Source organism: Ruegeria sp. C8, assembly GCF_056537565.1.
Map to the genome: position 1 here is coordinate 24,040 of NZ_JBQFRV010000001.1, position 20,025 is coordinate 44,064.

At 57.6% G+C, this 20,025-nt stretch carries 16 protein-coding genes and 3 tRNA genes; 9 read left to right on the forward strand and 10 right to left on the reverse strand.

Annotation, left to right across the window (positions count from 1 at the left end; all coding sequences use genetic code 11):
- Positions 1-118 precede the first annotated feature (118 nt).
- Positions 119-2,527, forward strand: a complete 2,409-nt coding sequence (gene lon / locus ACR0KL_RS00140; protein WP_170675968.1) for an endopeptidase La — start codon at positions 119-121, stop codon at positions 2,525-2,527.
- Between the two features lie 39 nt (positions 2,528-2,566).
- Here lon and ACR0KL_RS00145 read toward each other — a convergent pair whose 3' ends face one another.
- The 3 genes from ACR0KL_RS00145 to ACR0KL_RS00155 form a co-directional block, all read right to left on the reverse strand.
- Positions 2,567-4,153, reverse strand: a complete 1,587-nt coding sequence (locus tag ACR0KL_RS00145) for an APC family permease (protein ID WP_480776521.1) — start codon at positions 4,151-4,153, stop codon at positions 2,567-2,569.
- A 90-nt stretch (positions 4,154-4,243) separates the two neighbouring features.
- A tRNA-Val gene (locus ACR0KL_RS00150) sits at positions 4,244-4,318 on the reverse strand.
- Positions 4,319-4,409: 91 nt separating this feature from the next.
- A complete protein-coding gene (locus tag ACR0KL_RS00155; protein WP_480776522.1) occupies positions 4,410-5,129 on the reverse strand; it encodes a porin in 720 nt (239 codons plus the stop codon).
- A 289-nt stretch (positions 5,130-5,418) separates the two neighbouring features.
- On the opposite strand from ACR0KL_RS00155, the gene ACR0KL_RS00160 reads away from it, so the two are divergent.
- The 3 genes from ACR0KL_RS00160 (at position 5,419) to uvrA (ending at position 8,651) form a co-directional block, all read left to right on the forward strand.
- Positions 5,419-5,495, forward strand: a tRNA-Asp gene (locus tag ACR0KL_RS00160).
- Between the two features lie 45 nt (positions 5,496-5,540).
- Positions 5,541-5,617: transfer RNA gene (locus ACR0KL_RS00165), tRNA-Asp, on the forward strand.
- A 175-nt stretch (positions 5,618-5,792) separates the two neighbouring features.
- Positions 5,793-8,651 (forward strand): excinuclease ABC subunit UvrA, encoded by a 2,859-nt coding sequence (gene uvrA, locus ACR0KL_RS00170; RefSeq protein ID WP_170675971.1) that lies wholly within the window; start codon positions 5,793-5,795, stop codon positions 8,649-8,651.
- Between the two features lie 81 nt (positions 8,652-8,732).
- Here the strand turns inward: uvrA and mmsB are convergent, their stop codons facing one another.
- The 4 genes from mmsB to ACR0KL_RS00190 all read right to left on the reverse strand — a co-directional run bounded on the left by mmsB (position 8,733) and on the right by ACR0KL_RS00190 (position 13,021).
- Entirely contained in the window at positions 8,733-9,605 is an 873-nt protein-coding gene (mmsB, locus tag ACR0KL_RS00175; RefSeq protein ID WP_480554354.1) for a 3-hydroxyisobutyrate dehydrogenase, read from the reverse strand.
- Positions 9,606-9,608: 3 nt separating this feature from the next.
- The gene (locus ACR0KL_RS00180; protein ID WP_480776523.1) at positions 9,609-10,649 is read right to left on the reverse strand and encodes an enoyl-CoA hydratase/isomerase family protein; all 1,041 of its coding nucleotides are present in this window, start codon (positions 10,647-10,649) and stop codon (positions 9,609-9,611) included.
- Positions 10,650-10,656: 7 nt separating this feature from the next.
- Complete coding sequence (locus ACR0KL_RS00185) at positions 10,657-11,799, reverse strand: acyl-CoA dehydrogenase family protein (protein WP_170675972.1); 1,143 nt, start codon at positions 11,797-11,799, stop codon at positions 10,657-10,659.
- Between the two features lie 106 nt (positions 11,800-11,905).
- Entirely contained in the window at positions 11,906-13,021 is a 1,116-nt protein-coding gene (locus tag ACR0KL_RS00190) for a carboxylate-amine ligase (protein WP_170675973.1), read from the reverse strand.
- 139 nt (positions 13,022-13,160) lie between these two features.
- Here ACR0KL_RS00190 and ACR0KL_RS00195 point away from each other — a divergent pair, with 139 nt between their 5' ends.
- Both ACR0KL_RS00195 and ACR0KL_RS00200 read left to right on the forward strand, forming a co-directional pair.
- Positions 13,161-14,012: a class I SAM-dependent methyltransferase gene (locus ACR0KL_RS00195; RefSeq protein ID WP_170675974.1), complete on the forward strand. Its 852-nt coding sequence runs from the start codon at positions 13,161-13,163 to the stop codon at positions 14,010-14,012.
- Positions 14,013-14,083: 71 nt separating this feature from the next.
- A complete protein-coding gene (locus tag ACR0KL_RS00200; RefSeq protein WP_170373597.1) occupies positions 14,084-14,560 on the forward strand; it encodes a fasciclin domain-containing protein in 477 nt (158 codons plus the stop codon).
- Between the two features lie 71 nt (positions 14,561-14,631).
- Here the strand turns inward: ACR0KL_RS00200 and ACR0KL_RS00205 are convergent, their stop codons facing one another.
- Both ACR0KL_RS00205 and ACR0KL_RS00210 read right to left on the reverse strand, forming a co-directional pair.
- On the reverse strand, positions 14,632-15,216 hold the full coding sequence (locus ACR0KL_RS00205; protein ID WP_480776640.1) for a L,D-transpeptidase: 585 nt from the start codon (positions 15,214-15,216) through the stop codon (positions 14,632-14,634).
- A gap of 202 nt (positions 15,217-15,418) precedes the next feature.
- Positions 15,419-16,918 (reverse strand): CoA-acylating methylmalonate-semialdehyde dehydrogenase, encoded by a 1,500-nt coding sequence (locus tag ACR0KL_RS00210; protein ID WP_170675975.1) that lies wholly within the window; start codon positions 16,916-16,918, stop codon positions 15,419-15,421.
- A gap of 106 nt (positions 16,919-17,024) precedes the next feature.
- On the opposite strand from ACR0KL_RS00210, the gene ACR0KL_RS00215 reads away from it, so the two are divergent.
- From ACR0KL_RS00215 to coaD, 3 genes are all read left to right on the forward strand, one after another.
- Complete coding sequence (locus tag ACR0KL_RS00215; RefSeq protein WP_170638789.1) at positions 17,025-17,927, forward strand: LysR family transcriptional regulator; 903 nt, start codon at positions 17,025-17,027, stop codon at positions 17,925-17,927.
- A gap of 60 nt (positions 17,928-17,987) precedes the next feature.
- Positions 17,988-18,425 carry a CBS domain-containing protein gene (locus ACR0KL_RS00220; RefSeq protein WP_170548990.1) on the forward strand — a complete coding sequence of 146 codons (438 nt, stop codon included), beginning with the start codon at positions 17,988-17,990 and terminating at the stop codon, positions 18,423-18,425.
- An 84-nt stretch (positions 18,426-18,509) separates the two neighbouring features.
- Entirely contained in the window at positions 18,510-19,001 is a 492-nt protein-coding gene (gene coaD, locus ACR0KL_RS00225; protein ID WP_170548987.1) for a pantetheine-phosphate adenylyltransferase, read from the forward strand.
- Here coaD and gap read toward each other — a convergent pair.
- Complete coding sequence (gap, locus tag ACR0KL_RS00230) at positions 18,993-19,997, reverse strand: type I glyceraldehyde-3-phosphate dehydrogenase (RefSeq protein WP_480776524.1); 1,005 nt, start codon at positions 19,995-19,997, stop codon at positions 18,993-18,995. The genes coaD and gap overlap by 9 nt on opposite strands.
- Positions 19,998-20,025 lie beyond the last annotated feature (28 nt).

The following is a 20,025-nucleotide window of genomic DNA, read 5'->3' on the forward strand; positions in this document are numbered from 1 at the left end:
GATGGTGAGGTTGAAATAGGGCGGTAACAGCCCCACCTTAAACCATCCAAGACAGGAGACGGCCAGCGGTTGCCTCAAGCAGGGACCAGAGCCGTCTTGCCAATGATAAGGATAGAGCATGCAAGAGCCTCTGAATTCCTCATACCCCGTCCTGCCGCTGCGCGATATTGTGGTGTTCCCACACATGATCGTGCCGCTCTTCGTGGGCCGAGACAAATCGGTCCGCGCGCTGGAAGAGGTGATGCAGGATGATAAGCAAATTCTGTTATCTAGCCAGATAGACCCGAGTGTCGATGATCCGGATGTGGATGGTATCTATCAGGCCGGCGTTCTGGCCAATGTCCTGCAACTGCTGAAATTGCCCGATGGCACAGTCAAGGTGCTGGTCGAAGGACAGGCGCGTGTGCAGATCACGGAATTCCTTGAAAACGATCAGTTTTTCGAAGCCCGCGCCGAGTATCTGACCGAAATCCCTGGCGATGTCACCACGACCGAAGCGCTGCTGCGAACCGTCGCGGACGAGTTTGAGCGCTACGCCAAGGTTCGTAAGAACATCCCCGAGGAAGCTTTGGCTGCCGTTGGAGAAACGACCGAGCCTGCCAAGCTGGCCGACCTCGTGTCGGGTCATCTGGGCATTGAAGTCGAGCAAAAGCAGGAACTGCTTGAGACGCTCTCGGTCAGCGAGCGGCTTGAGAAGGTCTATGGCCTGATGCAGGGCGAAATGTCGGTTCTGCAGGTCGAGAAAAAGATCAAGACCCGCGTCAAATCCCAGATGGAGAAGACGCAGCGCGAGTATTATCTGAATGAGCAGATGAAGGCCATTCAGAAGGAGCTTGGCGATGGCGAGGACGGCTCGAACGAAGTCGCCGAGCTGGAAGAAAAGGTCAACGAGACCAAGCTGTCGAAAGAGGCGCGCGAAAAGGCTGAAGGCGAGCTGAAGAAGCTGCGCAACATGAGCCCGATGTCGGCTGAGGCCACCGTCGTGCGCAACTATCTGGACTGGATCCTGTCGCTGCCGTGGGGCACCAAATCCCGCGTCAAAAAGGACCTGGGCCGCGCGCAGGACATTCTGGATGCCGATCACTATGGGCTTGAGAAGGTCAAAGAGCGGATCGTTGAGTATCTGGCGGTTCAGCAGCGCTCGAAAAAGCTGAAAGGCCCGATCCTGTGCCTTGTTGGTCCTCCGGGTGTGGGTAAGACCTCGCTGGGTAAGTCCGTTGCCAAAGCCACGGGGCGTGAGTTCATTCGCATCTCGCTGGGTGGTGTGCGCGACGAATCTGAAATTCGGGGTCACCGCCGGACTTACATTGGCTCAATGCCCGGTAAGATCATTCAGGCGCTGAAAAAGGCGAAAACCACGAACCCGCTGATCTTGTTGGATGAAATCGACAAGATGGGGCAGGATTTCCGTGGTGACCCGGCTTCGGCGATGCTTGAGGTGTTGGACCCAGAGCAGAACAGCACGTTCATGGATCACTACCTTGAGGTCGAATATGACCTGTCCAACGTGATGTTCCTGACCACGTCGAACAGCTACAACATGCCTGGGCCTCTGCTGGACCGGATGGAGATCATCCCGCTGGCCGGTTACACCGAAGAGGAAAAATCCGAGATCGCCAAACAGCACCTGATCAGCAAGCAGGTCAAGAACCATGGCTTAAAAGCCAAGGAATTTGAACTGACCGATGAGGCTCTGCAGTCGATCATCCGCACTTACACCCGCGAGGCGGGCGTGCGGAACCTCGAACGTGAAATCGCCAAAGTGGCGCGGAAGTCGCTGACCAAGATCATCAAGAAAGAGGCTGACTCGGTTACCGTGACGCCTGAGAATCTTGATGATTTCTTGGGAGTGCCGAAGTTCCGATATGGGCTAGCTGAGCAGGATGATCAGGTTGGTGTCGTGACTGGTCTGGCATGGACGTCGGTTGGTGGAGACCTTCTGCATATCGAGGCGCTGAAACTGCCTGGCAAGGGGCGGATGAAGACCACCGGTAAGCTGGGCGATGTGATGAAGGAATCTATCGACGCAGCCTCGTCCTATGTGCGGTCGATTTCGCCTCAGATCGGGGTGAAGCCGCCTCAGTTCGACAAAATCGATATCCACGTGCACGTGCCGGATGGCGCAACGCCTAAGGATGGCCCGTCGGCCGGTTTGGCGATGGTGACTTCGATTGTGTCCGTGCTGACTGGCATTCCAGTGCGCAAGGATATCGCCATGACGGGTGAGGTCTCACTGCGCGGGAATGCGATGCCGATCGGTGGTTTGAAGGAAAAACTGCTGGCGGCTCTGCGCGGTGGCATCAAGACGGTTCTGATCCCGGAAGAAAACGAAAAGGATCTGGCCGACATTCCGGACAACGTGAAGGAAGGGTTGGAGATCATCCCGGTCAAACACGTCTCGGAAGTGCTGAAACGGGCGTTGGTCGAGGAGCCCGAGCCCATCGAATGGGACGAAGCCGCAGAAGAGGCGGCGGCTGCGGCAGCAAAAGCGGCTGAAAGCTCTGGGCCGTCTGCAACGGCGCACTAAGACACAAAGAAAAAGGCGGGGCTGGTCCCCGCCTTTTTTCTATAGCCCGATAACTGGTTGTTTCGGGTCCAAAATTTCCTCTTCTTCGATGTATTTCTGAAACTTTTCGTCGGCCAAGGACGACCGGACAGCGATCATGAATATCCCCGTCGAGAACAGAATGCAGACCAGAATATCCCAGCCGAACGGGATGAATTTTAGAGCACCCTCTCCGAACTGGCCAAATATTGAGATTACACCGATGCCGACGAAATAGGGCATCAGCCAACGCGCTTCGGCCACGTCCATTTCATCCAGGCGATTGTGAAAGCGGATCAGCAACAAGATCATTCCGATGATCAACGCGACGCCCAAGCGCCAGACGGTGTCCCATCCGCTCCAATAAACGATCAGTGTCGCTATGGCGAAGGCTAGTGCGCCTACGAAACGGACAGCGGGGATTCGGATCGAGCGTGGGTGATCTGGCATCAGCTTTCTAAGGCATACGACAGCGATCGGCCCTACCGCGAAAGACAAGACAATTGCCGCCCCGTTCAATGCGATGACCGTGGTAAACGGGACCGAAAGCAGGAACAAAACTCCGATCCCGAAATTCAGCAAAAGCGCCCAGAGAGGTATTCCAAAAGAAGACAACTGCATTATTCGATGAGGAAGAAAACCGTTCTTTGATAGGGCCAAGGCGATCCGAGCATTTGATCCTGTTGCAACAAGCCCGTTGCCGAACGGCCCTATGACTGAGCCGACATTCAATACGCTTAGGAACCAGACAATACCGACAGACATTATCACCGCATCCAGCGGCCCTTCACCGCCGAAGCTGAGACTGGACCAGCCTTGTGCAAGCGAGGTTGGATCAAGGGCGCCGATGAATGCGATCTGTAGGGCTAGATAGATGGCCGCACACATCACGATCGAGAGGACCAGTGCGGCTGGGATTGCGAATTTCGGGTTGCGGACCTCACCCGCCATATCGACGATGTGACGAAATCCGATGAAGGAAAAGATCACGCCCCCAGTCGACACCGCAGCCATGATGCCTTGCAGTCCGTATGGGGCGAACCCGTCGGGTCGGCTGAAGTTCTGAACCTCAAACCTGCTCACGATCAAGAGTACTGAGAGAATGATCGGAATCGCTATTTTCGCCCAGGTTAGGGTGGCGTTGACACGCGTGAAGAATTTGACGCCCAAGGCGTTTACAACAACGAATAGCAGCATGAAGGACAGAGCAACCAGCACACCTGCGCTCGTCAGATCTCCGGTCTCGGCAGTGTGCAACCACGGCGCATAGGGGGCTAAGTATTTCAACATTGCCTCAACCTCGATGGGCGCAGTGGTGTTGTAGCCGATCCAGGCCGTCCAACCCATTGCCATCGCGACGATGTTGCCATGAGAGAATTGAGGAACCCGAGCAATCCCGCCGGGGATAGGCAGCATGGCCGAGATTTCGGCGAAGGTGATGGCCAGAACAAACATGGCCACCGCGCCAATGATCCAGGACAGAACCGCAGCTGGTCCTGCATGTTGCACAGCCAAGAGCGGGCCGAACAACCATCCAGAGCCTATAATGCCGCCAACGGAAATGAAGGTCAGACCCAATAGGCCAATGTCACGCTTCAATTTGGCCATCTGCGTCAACCCTTTACACTGCGTATATCAAGGATACGCATGCGGCTTCTGACCTGACAAGCGTTGTCTGGAGATGGGAAAAACTGGAGGTGGTGGGTGATAAGAGATTTGAACTCCTGACATCTTCGATGTGAACGAAGCGCTCTACCACTGAGCTAATCACCCATTGCTCGGCGTCTTATCGCAGCTCATTCCCGGCTGCAAGACTTATAGGGGCGGGACCCCGGCCAGTATGCAAGCCGGAGTCTGATGTTCTTTAGAGGCCGGGCAGTTTGTCCAGAACGCCACGGCGTCCGAAGGTTGTGCCGCGCTCGTTGCCCAGATTGATACGGACACCTGCGCCAAGGAAGGGTTCGGTGCTGCTGGCGCTGCCGATGGACAGGTGGGCTGCGCCGAATTCGCCGTAAACCTGTGCATTGGTGCCAACATTATAGGTCGCGCCAATCGAAAATGCGCTGACGTCCAAAGCACCTTCAATATCGTTTACGTAGTCGTATTTGCCGATCACAGTCCATTTCTCGGTGACGGCTCCTCCGGCCGAAAAGCCCAGGATCACACCATCTGCGTCAGAGAATTCTTTCAGATCTTGAAAGCCCAGATACCCTTCGATCTGTGCAGGGCCTGCGCCGAAACCGGCCTCAACGCCGTAGAATTGGAACGTCTCGTCTTCGATATGGTCCTGCCCGTAGAAAGCACCGAATGAGGCGTTTTGTGTATGCAGATTGGCGTGCAAGGTGACGCTTGTACCGTCAAAGTCCTCATCCTCGAACCGATAAGCGCCGGCATCCAGCTGCAGGCTGAACGCACGGGAAAACGCCAACTCGCCCGCGCCGTTGAGGTTGTAGACATCGCCAAGATCGCTGTCCGTGAAGGTAGAATAACCCAGGTCTACATATCCGCCGGTCACCTCGACGGCATATGCTGCGCCAGTCAGTAGAAGGCTGGTCAATGCACTGGTAACAATGACTTTTTTCATGTTGCTGTTCCGATTTGTGTTTTTGTTGGCGCGGGTCAAAATGAGACTAACGCGCATGAGTGTCTGGTTAGTTTTTATCGTTAAGGATGAGTAGGGGTTTGGCTCGATTTCAATATGCTGTTGCAGGTGGGGCACAAATGCGCGGTCCCACGCGCCGCGCCTCGAAGGATGGCCGAGGAGTGGCTGCAAACAAAAATCAGGCTTCTGGCAAAAAACTTTAAAACGCCGCTTGACGATGCCCGAGCGTAGCCATAATACACCCCAACGTTCAGCAACGAACGGGCAGCGGGCGGTTGTAGCTCAGTTGGTTAGAGTACCGGCCTGTCACGCCGGGGGTCGCGGGTTCGAGCCCCGTCAACCGCGCCATCGCTGCCAGACTTGGTCCAGTTTAAAGGCCACGAAAATAGATGCGCGGTTGTAGCTCAGTTGGTTAGAGTACCGGCCTGTCACGCCGGGGGTCGCGGGTTCGAGCCCCGTCAACCGCGCCATTTTCCCTCGAATGTTTCGAAAATCATAGGTATTTGACGCGAGGCTGGCGTTGTTTCGGGCTGATGTCAGTATGTGTAGGCAATAATCGGTGCGTTCACAGTTTGTTCTAACTTTTCTGTTGGAGACTCAGCGCCGCTCGCCTATCTCTGAGGGACGTGTTTGTTGGGGGCCAGAATGGCTGAGCTGAAGAATATCGAGGTGCGCGGCGCGCGCGAGCATAACCTCAAGAGCATTGACGTGGATATCCCGCGCGACCAGCTGGTGGTGATCACCGGGCTGTCTGGCTCGGGTAAATCCTCGTTGGCCTTTGACACGATCTATGCCGAAGGTCAGCGCCGTTATGTCGAAAGCCTCTCGGCCTATGCGCGGCAATTCCTCGATATGATGGAAAAGCCGGATGTGGATCACATCAGCGGTCTGTCTCCGGCGATTTCGATCGAACAGAAAACCACGTCAAAGAACCCGCGCTCGACCGTTGGAACGGTGACCGAGATCTATGACTACCTGCGGTTGCTGTTTGCACGTGCGGGGACACCTTACAGCCCTGCAACTGGTCTGCCGATCGAAGCACAGCAAGTGCAGGATATGGTCGACCGGATCATGACGATGGAGGAGGGTACGCGCGGCTACCTGCTAGCGCCCATCGTGCGCGACCGGAAGGGCGAATATAGGAAAGAGTTTCTTGAACTGCGCAAGCAGGGCTTCCAGCGCGTAAAGGTGGATGGTGAGTTCTATGAACTGGATGAACCGCCGACGCTGGACAAGAAATTCCGCCACGATATCGACGTGGTTGTGGATCGTCTCGTCGTTCGCGAGGGGATGGAGACGCGACTGGCAGACAGCCTGCGCACCGCTCTGGATTTGGCTGATGGCATCGCAATTCTGGAAACTGCGCCGCGCGAAGGGGATCCCGAACGGATTACTTTCAGTGAGAACTTTGCCTGCCCGGTCAGCGGCTTTACGATTCCCGAAATCGAACCACGCCTGTTTTCTTTCAACGCTCCGTTCGGGGCCTGCCCGGATTGCGACGGTCTGGGGGTTGAGCTGTTCTTTGACGAACGCCTTGTCGTGCCGGATCAGACACTGAAGCTGTATGACGGGGCCCTGGCACCGTGGCGAAAGGGCAAATCTCCGTATTTCCTGCAAACCATTGAAGCCATCGCGCGCCACTATGAGTTCGACAAGAACACGCCGTGGAAAGACCTGCCCAAGAAGGTGCAACAGGTGTTTCTGCGCGGCTCTGGGGATGAGGAAATCCAGTTCCGCTATGATGAGGGTGGGCGTGTTTATCAGGTGACACGCAATTTTGAAGGCGTCATCCCGAATATGGAGCGTCGATACCGTGAGACCGACAGTGCCTGGATTCGAGAAGAGTTTGAGCGCTACCAGAACAACCGTCCTTGCGGCACCTGCGAAGGCTACCGTCTGCGCGCGGAAGCCTTGGCCGTGAAGATCGCTGGCCTCCACGTTGGGCAGGTAGTCGAGATGTCGATCCGTGAGGCTCTGGCTTGGGTCGAGGACGCGCCGAACCATCTGAGCGTTCAGAAAAACGAGATCGCACGAGCGATTTTTAAGGAGATTCGTGAACGCCTCGGATTCCTGAATAACGTGGGTTTGGAATACCTTACGCTGTCGCGTTCAAGTGGCACGCTGTCCGGTGGTGAAAGCCAGCGTATACGTCTCGCCAGCCAGATCGGATCGGGTCTGACCGGGGTACTCTATGTTCTGGACGAGCCGTCAATCGGCCTACACCAACGGGACAATGATCGCCTGCTAGGCACTCTGAAAAACCTACGAGATCAGGGCAATACGGTGATCGTCGTCGAACACGATGAAGAGGCCATACGTGAGGCCGACTATGTGTTCGACATCGGCCCCGGAGCGGGCGTCCACGGTGGGCAGGTGGTCAGCAAGGGAACGCCGGCCGAAATAACAGCCGATGCGGCCTCGGTCACGGGGCAATATCTGGCTGGTACGCGAGAAATTGCGGTGCCTGCCGAACGGCGCAAGGGCAACAAGAAAAAGCTGACCGTGGTGAAAGCGACGGGCAACAACCTCAAGAACGTGACGGCCGAGTTCCCTCTGGGCAAATTCGTCTGTGTGACCGGCGTTTCGGGTGGGGGCAAGTCGACGCTTACGATTGAGACGCTGTTCAAAACGGCCTCGATGCGCTTGAACGGCGCGCGCCAGACGCCTGCGCCCTGCGAGACGATCAAAGGCTTGGAGCATCTGGACAAAGTCATCGACATCGATCAGCGTCCCATCGGGCGGACTCCGCGTTCGAATCCAGCGACTTACACCGGGGCGTTCACGCCGATCCGCGACTGGTTCGCGGGATTGCCCGAGGCCAAAGCGCGTGGCTACAAGCCCGGGCGGTTCAGTTTCAACGTCAAGGGCGGTCGATGTGAGGCGTGTCAGGGCGACGGTGTCATCAAGATCGAGATGCACTTCCTACCCGATGTCTATGTCACCTGCGAGACCTGCAAGGGCGCGCGGTACAATCGCGAGACGCTGGAGATCAAATTCAAAGGCAAATCCATCGCCGATGTGCTTGATATGACAGTCGAAGACGCGCAGGAGTTCTTTAAGGCCGTGCCATCGATCCGCGATAAGATGGATGCTCTGGCGCGTGTTGGGCTTGGCTATATCAAGGTCGGTCAGCAGGCGACTACGCTGTCCGGAGGTGAGGCGCAGCGGGTCAAACTGTCGAAGGAGTTGTCGAAACGTTCAACCGGGCGGACGCTGTATATTCTGGACGAGCCAACGACGGGTCTGCATTTTGAAGATGTACGTAAGTTGTTGGAAGTGCTCCATGAACTGGTCGATCAAGGGAACACGGTTGTCGTGATCGAACACAATTTGGACGTCGTGAAAACCGCGGACCACATCATTGATATCGGCCCGGAAGGTGGCGATGGCGGTGGTGAGATCGTGGCGACTGGGACACCGGAAGAGGTGGCCGAGGTCGAGCGGAGCCACACCGGGCGTTACCTCAAGCCAATGCTTTCAGGCACCCGTGTCGCGGCTGAATAGGCTGCGACACGGTTTTTTTTGCGAGGCTCTGCCTCGCGCTCCGGGATATTTTTAGCCAGATGAATGAAGGATCCTTGTGCCTTATTCTCGGCTGCGTTTTTCAAATCTGGGCAGCATGGCTGAGAAGTCCTGGCCCAAACCACCTTCGGTTTCAACGAACTGCTGATAGAGCGCAGTAGCGGCTTGGCCCATCGGGGTGTCGGCATCGGCGCTTTCGGCAGCTTGCTGGCTGAGGCGCAGGTCTTTCAACATCAATTCGGCGGCGAAGCCCGGCTGATAGTCATTGTCAGCAGGGCTGGTGGGGCCAACGCCGGGAGCGGGGCAATAGGCGTTCATGGTCCAGCTATAGCCGGAGGAGGTGCTGACCACGTCGAACATCTTTTGCCGGTCCAGACCCAGTTTGTCGGCCAGAGCGAAAGCCTCGCAGGTTGCGATCATGGTGACGCCGAGGATCATGTTGTTGCAGATTTTTGCTGCCTGTCCAGCACCGGCCTCACCGCAATGCACGGCTTTTTGACCCATGATTTCGAACAGGGGGGCGGCTTTGGCAAAGGCGTCGGATGATCCGCCAGCCATGAAGGTCAGGGTACCGGCCGAGGCTCCTCCGATTCCGCCGGAAACTGGCGCGTCCACGGACAGAAGATGCGCAGCGATGGCTTGCTCTGCCACGGCTCGGGCGCTGTCTACATCGACGGTCGAACAGTCTATCAACACCGCGCCCTGTTGCATGGCCGGGATGATCTGGTTGGCAACCGCGCGCAGGATGTCGCCGTTCGGCAGCATGGTGATGACGGCATCGGCACCCGAGACGGCCTGCGTTGCGGATTGCGCTTGCGTCACGCCATCAACGCTTACACCCGCCGTGTCGAAACCCGTCACCTGATGCCCGGCCTTCGCAAGGTTGGCCGCCATCGGTGCGCCCATATTGCCCAAGCCGATAAAACCGATTTGCATCTCTTAATCCTCCTGAAAAGTCAGTGCGTTTGCGCCAAGCGGTTGCAGCATTTTCGACACCGCAACAGCGGGTACTTTCATATCCGGGTACTGCCAGCTTGGGCTACGATCTTTGTCGATGATCAGCGCGCGGATACCTTCCATGAGATCTCCGTGTTCCAGGGCGCGATAGGTGAAGCGGTACTCCATATCCAATGCACGATGCATGGTCAGGGACGGGCCGCGCAGGCGGTGGATCATCTCAACCGTGCAGGCCATGGAGAGCGGGGAATGCTGACCCATCATGTCCAGCGCTTTCGACGGGAAATCAGTCTCTTCTGAGCGAAGGGTGATGAGGATATCCTCGAGCGTTTCGCCTGCAAAATGCTGGTCGATCTCGGGTTGCATCTGTTGCAGTTTCCCGTCGGGCGCGGGTTGGGCGTGATCGGCGACAAGCTCGGCATTGCCCGAAGCTTCGAGTAATTCGATCAGGTCCGGCCAGGTGGCCTGAGGGATAAAGTGATCTGCGAAACCGGCGTAAATGGCATCCGCCGGTCCCATCCGGAATGCGGTGAGGCCCAGGTATTCGCCAAGCCGCCCAGGCGCCAATGCCAACATCAACGAGCCGCCGACATCCGGAACCAGTCCGATCGCGCATTCCGGCATTGAAATTTTCGAGGTCTCTCCGACCACGCGATGGGTTCCGTGGCAGCCGATGCCGACACCGCCGCCCATTGTGAAACCCTGCAGAAAGCTGATGATGGGTTTGGGGTACGCGAAGATCAGCGCATTCAGGCGGTATTCATCGCGCCAGAAGGTTTGCCCGTGTGAGAAATCCCCTGCAAGTCCAGTTTCATATAGTTTGGCAATGTCGCCGCCTGCGCAAAAGGCTTTGTCGCCCTCGGCGTCGATGATGATCAGGTCGACCTCGTCGTCTTCGCGCCAGTTGCGCAGCGCGGTGTCGATGGCCATGCACATCTCATAGCTTAGGGCGTTCAAAGCCTTTGGGCGGGTCAGGGTGATGCGCCCGGCGCGACCGGTCGTGCGAATGTCGATGTCAGGCATGATCCCCTCAGGTTCCGGCCAGCAGGTGGCGCGCCACGATCACGCGCATGATTTCGTTTGTGCCTTCGAGTATCTGATGCACCCGCAGGTCGCGCACAAGCTTTTCGATGCCATAGTCGGCAAGATATCCGTAGCCGCCATGAAGTTGCAGGCATTGATCCACGACATTTGAGCCGGTCTCGGTCACGAATTTCTTCGCCATTGCGCAGAATTTCGACGCATCCGGCGCGCCTTGATCCAGTTTCCAGGCGGCCTGCCGCAGGAAGGTGCGCGCGGCCTGCAATTCGATCTCCATATCGGCCAGGCGGAATTGCAGAGCCTGGAACTGGTCGATGGATTGCCCGAATGCCTTCCGTTCCGACATATATTGCAGGGTCATGTCCAACCCGGCCTGCGCTGCGCCTAGGGAGCAGGAGGCGATGTTCAGACGTCCTCCATCAAGGCCCATCATGGCGTATTTGAAGCCGTCCCCTTCGGTTCCAACCAGATTGCCCGCTGGGATGTTGCAATCGTCGAACTGGACCTGCGCTGTGGGTTGGCTTTTCCAGCCCATTTTCTGTTCCAGCGCTCCAAAGCTGAGGCCAGGTGTGCCGTCTTCGACATAGACGGTCGAGATTCCTTTTGGACCTTCCGTGCCCGTGCGGACCATGCAGACATATGCATCCGAATACCCACCACCTGAGATAAAGGCCTTTGTGCCGTTCAGAGTGTAGCCCTCGTTCGTGCGCTCAGCCCGCGTCTTCAACGCGGCGGCGTCCGAGCCGGAGCCGGGTTCGGTCAGGCAATAGCTCAGCACTGTATTCAGGCTCAGCACATCGGGCATGACCTGTGATTTCAGCTCATCACTGGCGAAACTGTCCAGCATCTTGGCGCACATATTGTGGATCGACAGGAACGCCGCAACAGAAGGGCAGGCCATGGACAGCGCCTCGAACACGAGGGTGGCGTCCAAACGGCTGAGGTCGGCCCCGCCGCTGTCTTCCGAGACGTAGAGCGCGCCAAAGCCAAGCTCTCCGATGCGCGGCCAAAGCTCTTTGGGGATTGTGCCTTCGGCCTCCCACTGGCGGGCGAATGGGGCGATGTTGTCCTGCCCAAATCCATAGGCCATATCGAAAATGGCCGTTTGTTCCTCGGTCAGCCCGAAATCCATTGCGCACCCTCCCACAGGCAAAGAATTGAACGATTGTTTATTTCGCAATCGTTACAGAACTATTTCAGGATGAGCAATCCTGAGAGCTGTTTGAGTGTAAAGTTCGCTAGAGGTCCGCGTGAAACTCTTCGATCAGATGGCGGACAACGGCTTGGCCTGGGTCTTCGCCCTTCGCGACAGCTTCGGCATGGACGCGCCGTTGGCGGGTGGCCGAGGTGCCTGTCTCGGCAATCTGACGCAGGCGGGCGAGTTCGGTCATGGTCCCCAACGCCTCAGCATCTTCAGCCAACATTCCCATGAGTTCGCCGATCAGCTCGGCCATGGGTTTGATCGACCGATCCCCAAAATCAATCAGCCCTTCGCCGACCCCATAGCGTTGCGCACGCCAGCGGTTTTCACCGATCAGGAAGCGGTCATACTGTCGCCAGCGCAGATTGCGGGCCTTGAGGCGACACAGCATACGGGTCAGCGCCTGCACGAGGGCGGCCAGAGATAAGGTGTGCTCAAGCCGCGGCTGGACGTCCATAATCCGGGTTTCCAGCGTCGGGAACCGATGTGAGGGGCGCAGATCCCACCATATTTTCGAGGTGTCTTCGATCACGCCCAGTTCGACCAGGACGCCGGTTGTGCGTTCGTATTCGCTCCAACTGTTGTAGACCGGCGGCAATCCCGTACGCGGTAGATTGTCGAACACGGTCAGGCGATAGGAGGAAAGCCCCGTATCCTCGCCATTCCAGAACGGGGAGGACGCCGAAAGCGCCAGCAGATGGGGTAGGAAGTAACTGAGTTGCGGCATCAGGTCTGCGCGTAGGGCCGGGTCCTCGACCCCCACATGCACATGCATCCCGCAAATCAGCATCCGCCGTGCAACGCCGCCCAAAGCGTGTTGCAGCGCGTCGTAACGCTCTTTCCGTGTGTGGTGCTGTTTTTTCCAATCTGCAAACGGATGGCAGGACACGGCGATCGGGCTGAGGTTATACTCGGCGGCCCGCTTTGAAACACAAGAGCGCAGACGCCTGAGATCTTCGCGCGCGCTTTTGACGGTCGTGTGTGGACGGGTACCAACTTCGATCTGACACTGCAGGAATTCAGGGCTTACCTGCCCTTCGAAATCGGCCTGACAGGCTTCCATCAATGCGGCGGGGGCCTCGGCCAGGTGCAGGCTGTCGCGGTCGACCAGCAGGTATTCTTCTTCAATGCCGATCGTGAAATCTTGTTGCATGGGCCTACCTGCCGTTTTCCAATGCAATCAGTGAATACGTAAATCAACGTTTTGCCAAGGGTTTGCCGCTGCGCCGCTTGCGGAGCGACCGCAAGCGGCGCTAAGGAACGGTTAGCAATGCGATAACGGAGCAGGCCTCGTGAAACCCAGAAAATTCCCGCAGATCAACGCAGCCCTTGATGAGCTAGGGGTGAAGCTGGTCGACAAGGTGACCGAACAGGACGAACGCGCCCGGCTGAAGGCGTTCGAGCGGGCAGGCGGGCTGGAGCGCCCCGCTTACGCGCTTTCACCAGGGATGGAAGGCTTCGACATCGCAGAACTGGTCGCCGAATACGGCCAGTACAAGGAGGCGCTGGAGGCCCTGAAGGACCCAGCCCGGAACCAGACGGGATACCAGCTGGGCAATGGCTACTATGATAGCCCCGATGCTGACGCTCTGTATTTGATGATCCGCAGGTTCAAACCGAAACGCGTGATCGAGGTTGGTTGCGGCAACTCAACCCGCGTGACACGGCAAGCCATTCTTGACGGAGGGTTGGACACGCAGATCACAGCCATCGACCCGTACCCGCGCGCAGATATCGCGCATGCGGTCGATGCGTTCGAACAAAAAAGGCTTGAGGAGGTAGATCCGGCTCTGTTCGAAAAGCTTGAGGCGGGGGACGTTCTGTTCATCGATTCCAGCCATGTTGTTAGGATGAGCAATGACGTCGCGCATCTCTTCTGCCGCATCATTCCGACGCTAAAACCGGGCGTTGTCATTCACGTGCATGATGTTTTTTTACCTTACGAATATCCCAAGCGTTTTTTCTACGACTGTCCAGGTTGGGGTGAGCAGTACATGTTGCACGCCCTTCTGCAATCTGGAGCGTTTTCAATGCTTTGGCCGGGCTACTATCTGCAACAGGACCGCCCCGATGCGTGTGACGCGCTACCGTTTTTGAACGATGGCCGGGCGCAGAGTATCTGGGTGCAGATCAAAGAACAGTGATCCTAAAGTGATCCGGTGTGAAACATGCGCCGTAAACCTTTCCATAACAAGCTGGAGAGGAGAAGACAGCCATGTTTCGTCGCACATTGATGGGCGCTGCCGCCGCCGTTGCACTTGCCATGCCGATCAAGGCTCAGGCTGCTGACATCGTTGACACCGCCGTATCTGCGGGATCGTTCACCACACTGGTCGCAGCCGTTCAGGCCGCCGGTCTGGTCGACACTCTGAAGGGCAACGGCCCGTTCACCGTATTCGCTCCGACGGATGAGGCCTTTGCTGCACTGCCCGAAGGCACGGTGGAAAGCCTGCTGCTGCCGGAAAACAAGGACAAACTGGTTGAGATTCTGACCTACCACGTTGTGCCTGCCAAAGTGATGTCGGGTGATATCGCTGGCAAGCGCGCGAAGGTTCTGACCGTTCAGGGCGATCGCCTGAGCGTCAACGCTAAAAATGGCGTCCGCGTGAATGGCGCTGATGTGGTGCAGGCCGACATCGAAGCTAGCAATGGCGTTATCCATGTGGTCGATGAGGTTATTCTGCCTGAATAACTTTGGCACCCCGCCAAACAAAAAGCCCCGGTCCTGATGGCCGGGGCTTTGCTGTTCCTCGGTTTTGAACCTCAGACCAAACGTACCTGCGTACCGATTTGGACCAGCGGGTACAGCTCTTCCACATGTTGGTTGTAAAGGCCGATACAGCCGGAGGAACTCTGCCGTCCGATCTTGCGGGTGTCGTGGGTTCCATGGACCAGATAAGCTGGCCAGCCCAGATACATCGCGCGCGTGCCCAGCGGGTTGCCGGGGTCACCACCCTCTATCCGAACAGGCAATGACGGATCGCGTTCCCGCATTGAGGCGGTCGGTGTCCATGTCGGGTTTTCGGCTTTGCGGACAACCTTGGTGTAACCGCGTCTGGTCAGCTCTTCACTCATCGGAACCGAGCTGGGATACAGTTTATACGTCCCGTCCGGTCCCCAATAGTGAACCGCGCGGCTGGTGATGTCGGCCAGCAGGCAGCCCGCACCCAGCTGATCAAAATGGTCTTGCCAGTTCTGCTGCGAGAAGGACGAGACATTTCGGCGTACCGGCAGTTGCGTGCTGATCGCGTCTTCGCTTTGCGGGAACGCATCGGAACTTTGCGCGCGGACGATGGCAGGTGTGGCCAGAACGGATGCAGCCCCCAAAAGGGCCGAACGGCGAGTCATGTTGGATTTGGACAAGGCGACCTCCGGAGGTTCTATCTGCTCGAAAATATAGTTGCGCCGAAAATATTTGCCAGGCTCGCAAATAGCCAGCCTCTACAGTTTGAATTTATCGTGAGATTCCGGGTTTTGGAGGGTCTTGGCGGAACCCTGCCAATGAAAAACCCGGCCAGAGCGGCCGGGTTTGAACAGATTTGGTTTTGGATCAGTCCATCGCTTTGAAGTTGAACTCGCCACCTTCCTTGATGCCCGACGGCCAGCGGGCCGTGACAGTCTTGGTGCGAGTGTAGAACTTGAAGCTGTCTGGGCCGTGCTGGTTCAGGTCACCGAACATGGATTTCTTCCAGCCGCCAAAGGTGTGGTAGGCCAGCGGAACCGGGATCGGGACGTTGATGCCAACCATGCCGATGTTGATCCGGCTGGCGAAGTCACGTGCAGTGTCACCATCGCGCGTGAAGATCGCGGTGCCGTTGCCGTATTCGTGGTCCATCGCCAGACCGATTGCCTCTTCGTAGGAGCCTGCGCGAACGGTCGACAGGACCGGGCCGAAGATTTCCTGCTTGTAGATATCCATGTCAGGCATCACGTGGTCGAACAGGTGCGGGCCGACGAAGAAACCGTCTTCATAACCCTGCAGGCTGAAATCGCGGTTGTCGACGACCAGCTTCGCGCCTTGCTCAACACCCGAGTTGATTAGGCTGAGGATACGCTCTTTTGCAGCTCCGGTCACAACGGGTCCCATATCCACGTCGTCTCCGGCTGTGTAGGGGCCGACTTTCAGCTTTTCGACGCGCGGGATCAGCTTCTCGATCAGACGGTCTGCGGTTTCTTCGCCCACAGGAACGGCAACCGAGATTGCCATGCAGCGTTCGCCCGCCGCGCCGAAACCTGCGCCGACCAGCGCGTCTGCGGCTTGATCCAGATCCGCGTCGGGCATGACGATCATGTGGTTCTTGGCACCACCGAAGCACTGCGCGCGTTTGCCGTTTGCCGTTGCGCGGCTGTAGATGTATTGCGCGATCGGGGTCGAGCCCACAAAGCTGACGCCCTGAATGATTTCGCTGTCCAGGATGGTGTCCACGGCCTCTTTGTCGCCATTGACGACCTGGAAGACGCCCTTGGGCAGACCGGCCTCAATGAACAGCTCGGCAAGCATCAGCGGAACGGAGGGGTCACGCTCGGACGGCTTCAGAACCACGGCGTTGCCGCAGGCCAGCGCCGGACCAACGTGCCACAGAGGCATCATCGCCGGGAAGTTGAACGGCATGATCGAACCGACAACACCCAAAGGCTGGCGCATCGAGTACATGTCGATACCCGGACCTGCGCTGTCGGTGAACTCACCTTTCAGCATTTGCGGTGCGCCGATGCAGTATTCGATCACCTCCAGGCCACGCTGCAGGTCGCCCTTGGCGTCGGGGATGGTCTTGCCATGCTCACGGCTCAGCGCTTCGGCCAGTTTGTCCATGTCGCGGTTCATCAGGCCGACCATGGCCATCATGACGCGCGCGCGTTTCTGCGGGTTGGTCGCGCCCCACGCGGGTTGCGCGGCCGAGGCGGATTCGATCGCGGCGGTGGTTTCGGCCGCACTTGCCATTGGGCATTTGTACTGAACTTCACCTGTTGCCGGGTTGAAAACGTCATCAAAGCGACCCGAGGTTCCGGCCACGTTCTCGCCATTGATGAAATGAGTCAGATCTTGCATTGCAAACTCCTCCGATATGTTTGCGCGCAGAATAGGCTTGCAGAAATAACCTGAACAGAGGCAATGTCTCAAAAGAGCTTTGCAAAAATGCAAGGGGTGGGGCGGGATGACGCCAAATTGGGATGATATGCGCGTTTTTCTTGCCGTCGCGCGTGAGGAAAGCCTGTCGTCAGCGGGGCGGATTCTCAAGATTGACCCCGCTACCGTTGGCCGGAGGATCGCCCGGTTAGAAGGCAGTCTGGACGCGCAGCTGTTCACTAAGTCGCAACAAGGCTACATTTTAACAACCGCCGGAGAACGCCTGCTGGATCACGGTCTGCAAGCCGAAGAGGCGATGCGCGCTGCCGCTGGCGCAGTGGTTGGGTCGACCGAGTCGCTGAGTGGTCAGATTCGGATTGGTGCTCCGGATGGTTCGGCAAACTACCTTTTGCCTCAAGTCTGCGCGAAGATAAGCGACGCGAATCCGGATTTGGACATTCAAATTCTTGCTTTGCCAAGGATCATTAACCTGTCGCGTCGTGAGGCGGATATGGCTGTCACCGTTAGTGCTCCAACCGCAGGCAAGCTGCTGGTTCAAAAGGTCAGCGACTACAAACTGCATCTGGTTGCGGCGCAGGACTATCTGGACCGACACGGTCCGATCCAGACGGTCGAGGATCTGAAAGCCCACCGTTTGATTGGCTATATCCCGGATATGATCTTCGATCGCGAGTTGGACTACCTCAATGATTTGGGGATCGACCGGGTGGCGCTTGCGTCGAATTCGGTACCGGTTCAGCTGCGTCAGGCGGCGCTTGGGGCGGGGATCTGCGTTGCGCATGACTTCACGCTTCCGTTTCATCCGAACCTGCGCAGGTTGTTGACCGATCAAGTCAGTCTGACCCGCAGCTTTCATCTGGTTCGACATCAGGGCGATCAGCGAAACGAACGCCTCAACCGCTTTGCGCAGGCATTGACCCGTGGGATTCGCGACGAAGTTGCACGGCTTGAGGCGGAAGCCGGAACTTGACACACATGACCATTCCGGCAACGCTTTGGAAAACAGTACGTTATTGCCGGAGGTTTTTTTATGCTCGTTCAAGCCATTCTGACATCCAAAGCCACCGATGAGGTGGTGACCGTCGCTCCATCCGCGACTGTGTCCGAGGCGGCGAAGATACTGGCGGAAAGACGCATCGGTACAGTTGTTGTCTCAGAGGACGGAGGCAGCACGGCCATCGGTATCCTGTCCGAACGCGACATCGTCCGAGAACTGGCGGCCAGCGGCAGCGGGTGCCTGAACCAATCGGTCGATAGCTATATGACCAAGGACCTGATCACTGCGACACGACAGGAATCGGTCGAAGATATTCTGGCACGCATGACCGAAGGCCGGTTCCGCCACATGCCGATTGTCGAGGATGGCAGGCTTGTCGGCATCGTCACCCTCGGGGACGTGGTCAAGGCGCAATTGACCGAGCTTGCAATGGAAAAAGACGCCCTGCAGGGCATGATCATGGGGCATTGAGGGGGGCAGGGCATAACGCCCTCTTGCACCTGCAGCATGATTGTGTTTGCTGTCGCCGAGTTTTTTTGAACGCAGGAGAGCGTGATGCGGGTTGGCCTTTATCCCGGAACTTTTGACCCGATCACCTTGGGGCATATCGACATCATCCGTCGGGCCTCGGCGCTGGTAGACAAACTGGTGATCGGCGTTGCCATCAACCGCGACAAAGGGCCTTTGTTTTCGCTGGAAGAACGTGTTGCCATGATCGAGGCGGAATGCGCGCATCTGTCAGAACAGACCGGGACCCAGATCGTGGCGCATCCGTTCGAGAACCTGCTGATCGACTGCGCGCGAGATGTGGGCGCGCAGGTCATCGTGCGCGGGCTGCGGGCCGTTGCTGATTTTGAGTATGAATTCCAGATGGTTGGTATGAACCGCGCGCTGGACGATTCCATCGAGACCGTGTTCCTGATGGCCGAAGCGCGGCATCAGGCCATTGCATCAAAACTGGTGAAAGAGATCGCGCGATTAGGCGGGGACGTGTCGAAATTCGTCACGCCCCGTGTTAACGTGGCCCTAAAAGAGCGGTTAGGATAACGCGCCCATTGCGGCGGCTGTGTCCAGCATCCGGTTCGAGAAGCCCCATTCGTTGTCATACCACGCCAGCACGCGCACCAGCGTGCCATCCGTGACCTTGGTCTCCGCCAGCGACACGGTCGAGCTATGGGCATCATGGTTGAAATCAATCGAGATCAGCGGACGGTTTTCTGCGGCCAGAACGCCAGGGATTTTGGCAGCGGCCTCAACAAACAGGGCGTTAACCTCTTCCTCGGTCGTCGGGCGCGAAACCTCGGCCACCAGATCAACCACCGAGACATTCGGGGTCGGTACGCGGATCGCCTGACCGGTCAGTTTGCCCGCCAGTTGCGGCAGAACCAGACCAACAGCTGCGGCAGCGCCGGTGGTTGTCGGGATCATCGACAGAGCCGCCGCGCGTGACAGGTAGGGGTCTTTGCCCGCGGTGTCATGCACCGGCTGGCTTGCGGTATAGGCGTGAACGGTAGTCATGTTGCCGTGCACGATCCCCAATCCGGCATCCAGCGCCGCAGCAACAGGCGACAGGCAGTTGGTGGTGCATGAGGCATTCGACACGATCGTGTCCTCAGCGGTCAGTTCGGAGTCGTTCACCCCAAATACGATCGTCTTGACGCCGCCGTCTCCACGGGCCGGGGCCGAGATCAGAACCTTCTTGGAGCCGTTCTTCAGGTGACGTTCAGCCGCTTCCCGGGTCCGGAATACGCCAGTGCATTCCAGTCCAACATCGACATCCGACCAGTCCAACGCTTCGGGATCGCGTTCGCTGGTCAGACGGATCGGACCCGCGCCGACGTCGAGACCGGCCTCGGACAGCGTGACGGGCTTGGAGTAGCGGCCATGAACACTGTCAAACTCGAACAGATGGGCGTTCATTTCCGGCTTGGCCAGATCGTTGATCGCAACGATTTCAACGTCGGTCCGTCCCGACTCCATAACCGCGCGCAAAACGCCGCGCCCGATACGTCCAAATCCGTTAATGGCCAGTTTAAGTGTCATGTCCTGCTCCGTCAGAGTCTCTGCTCGA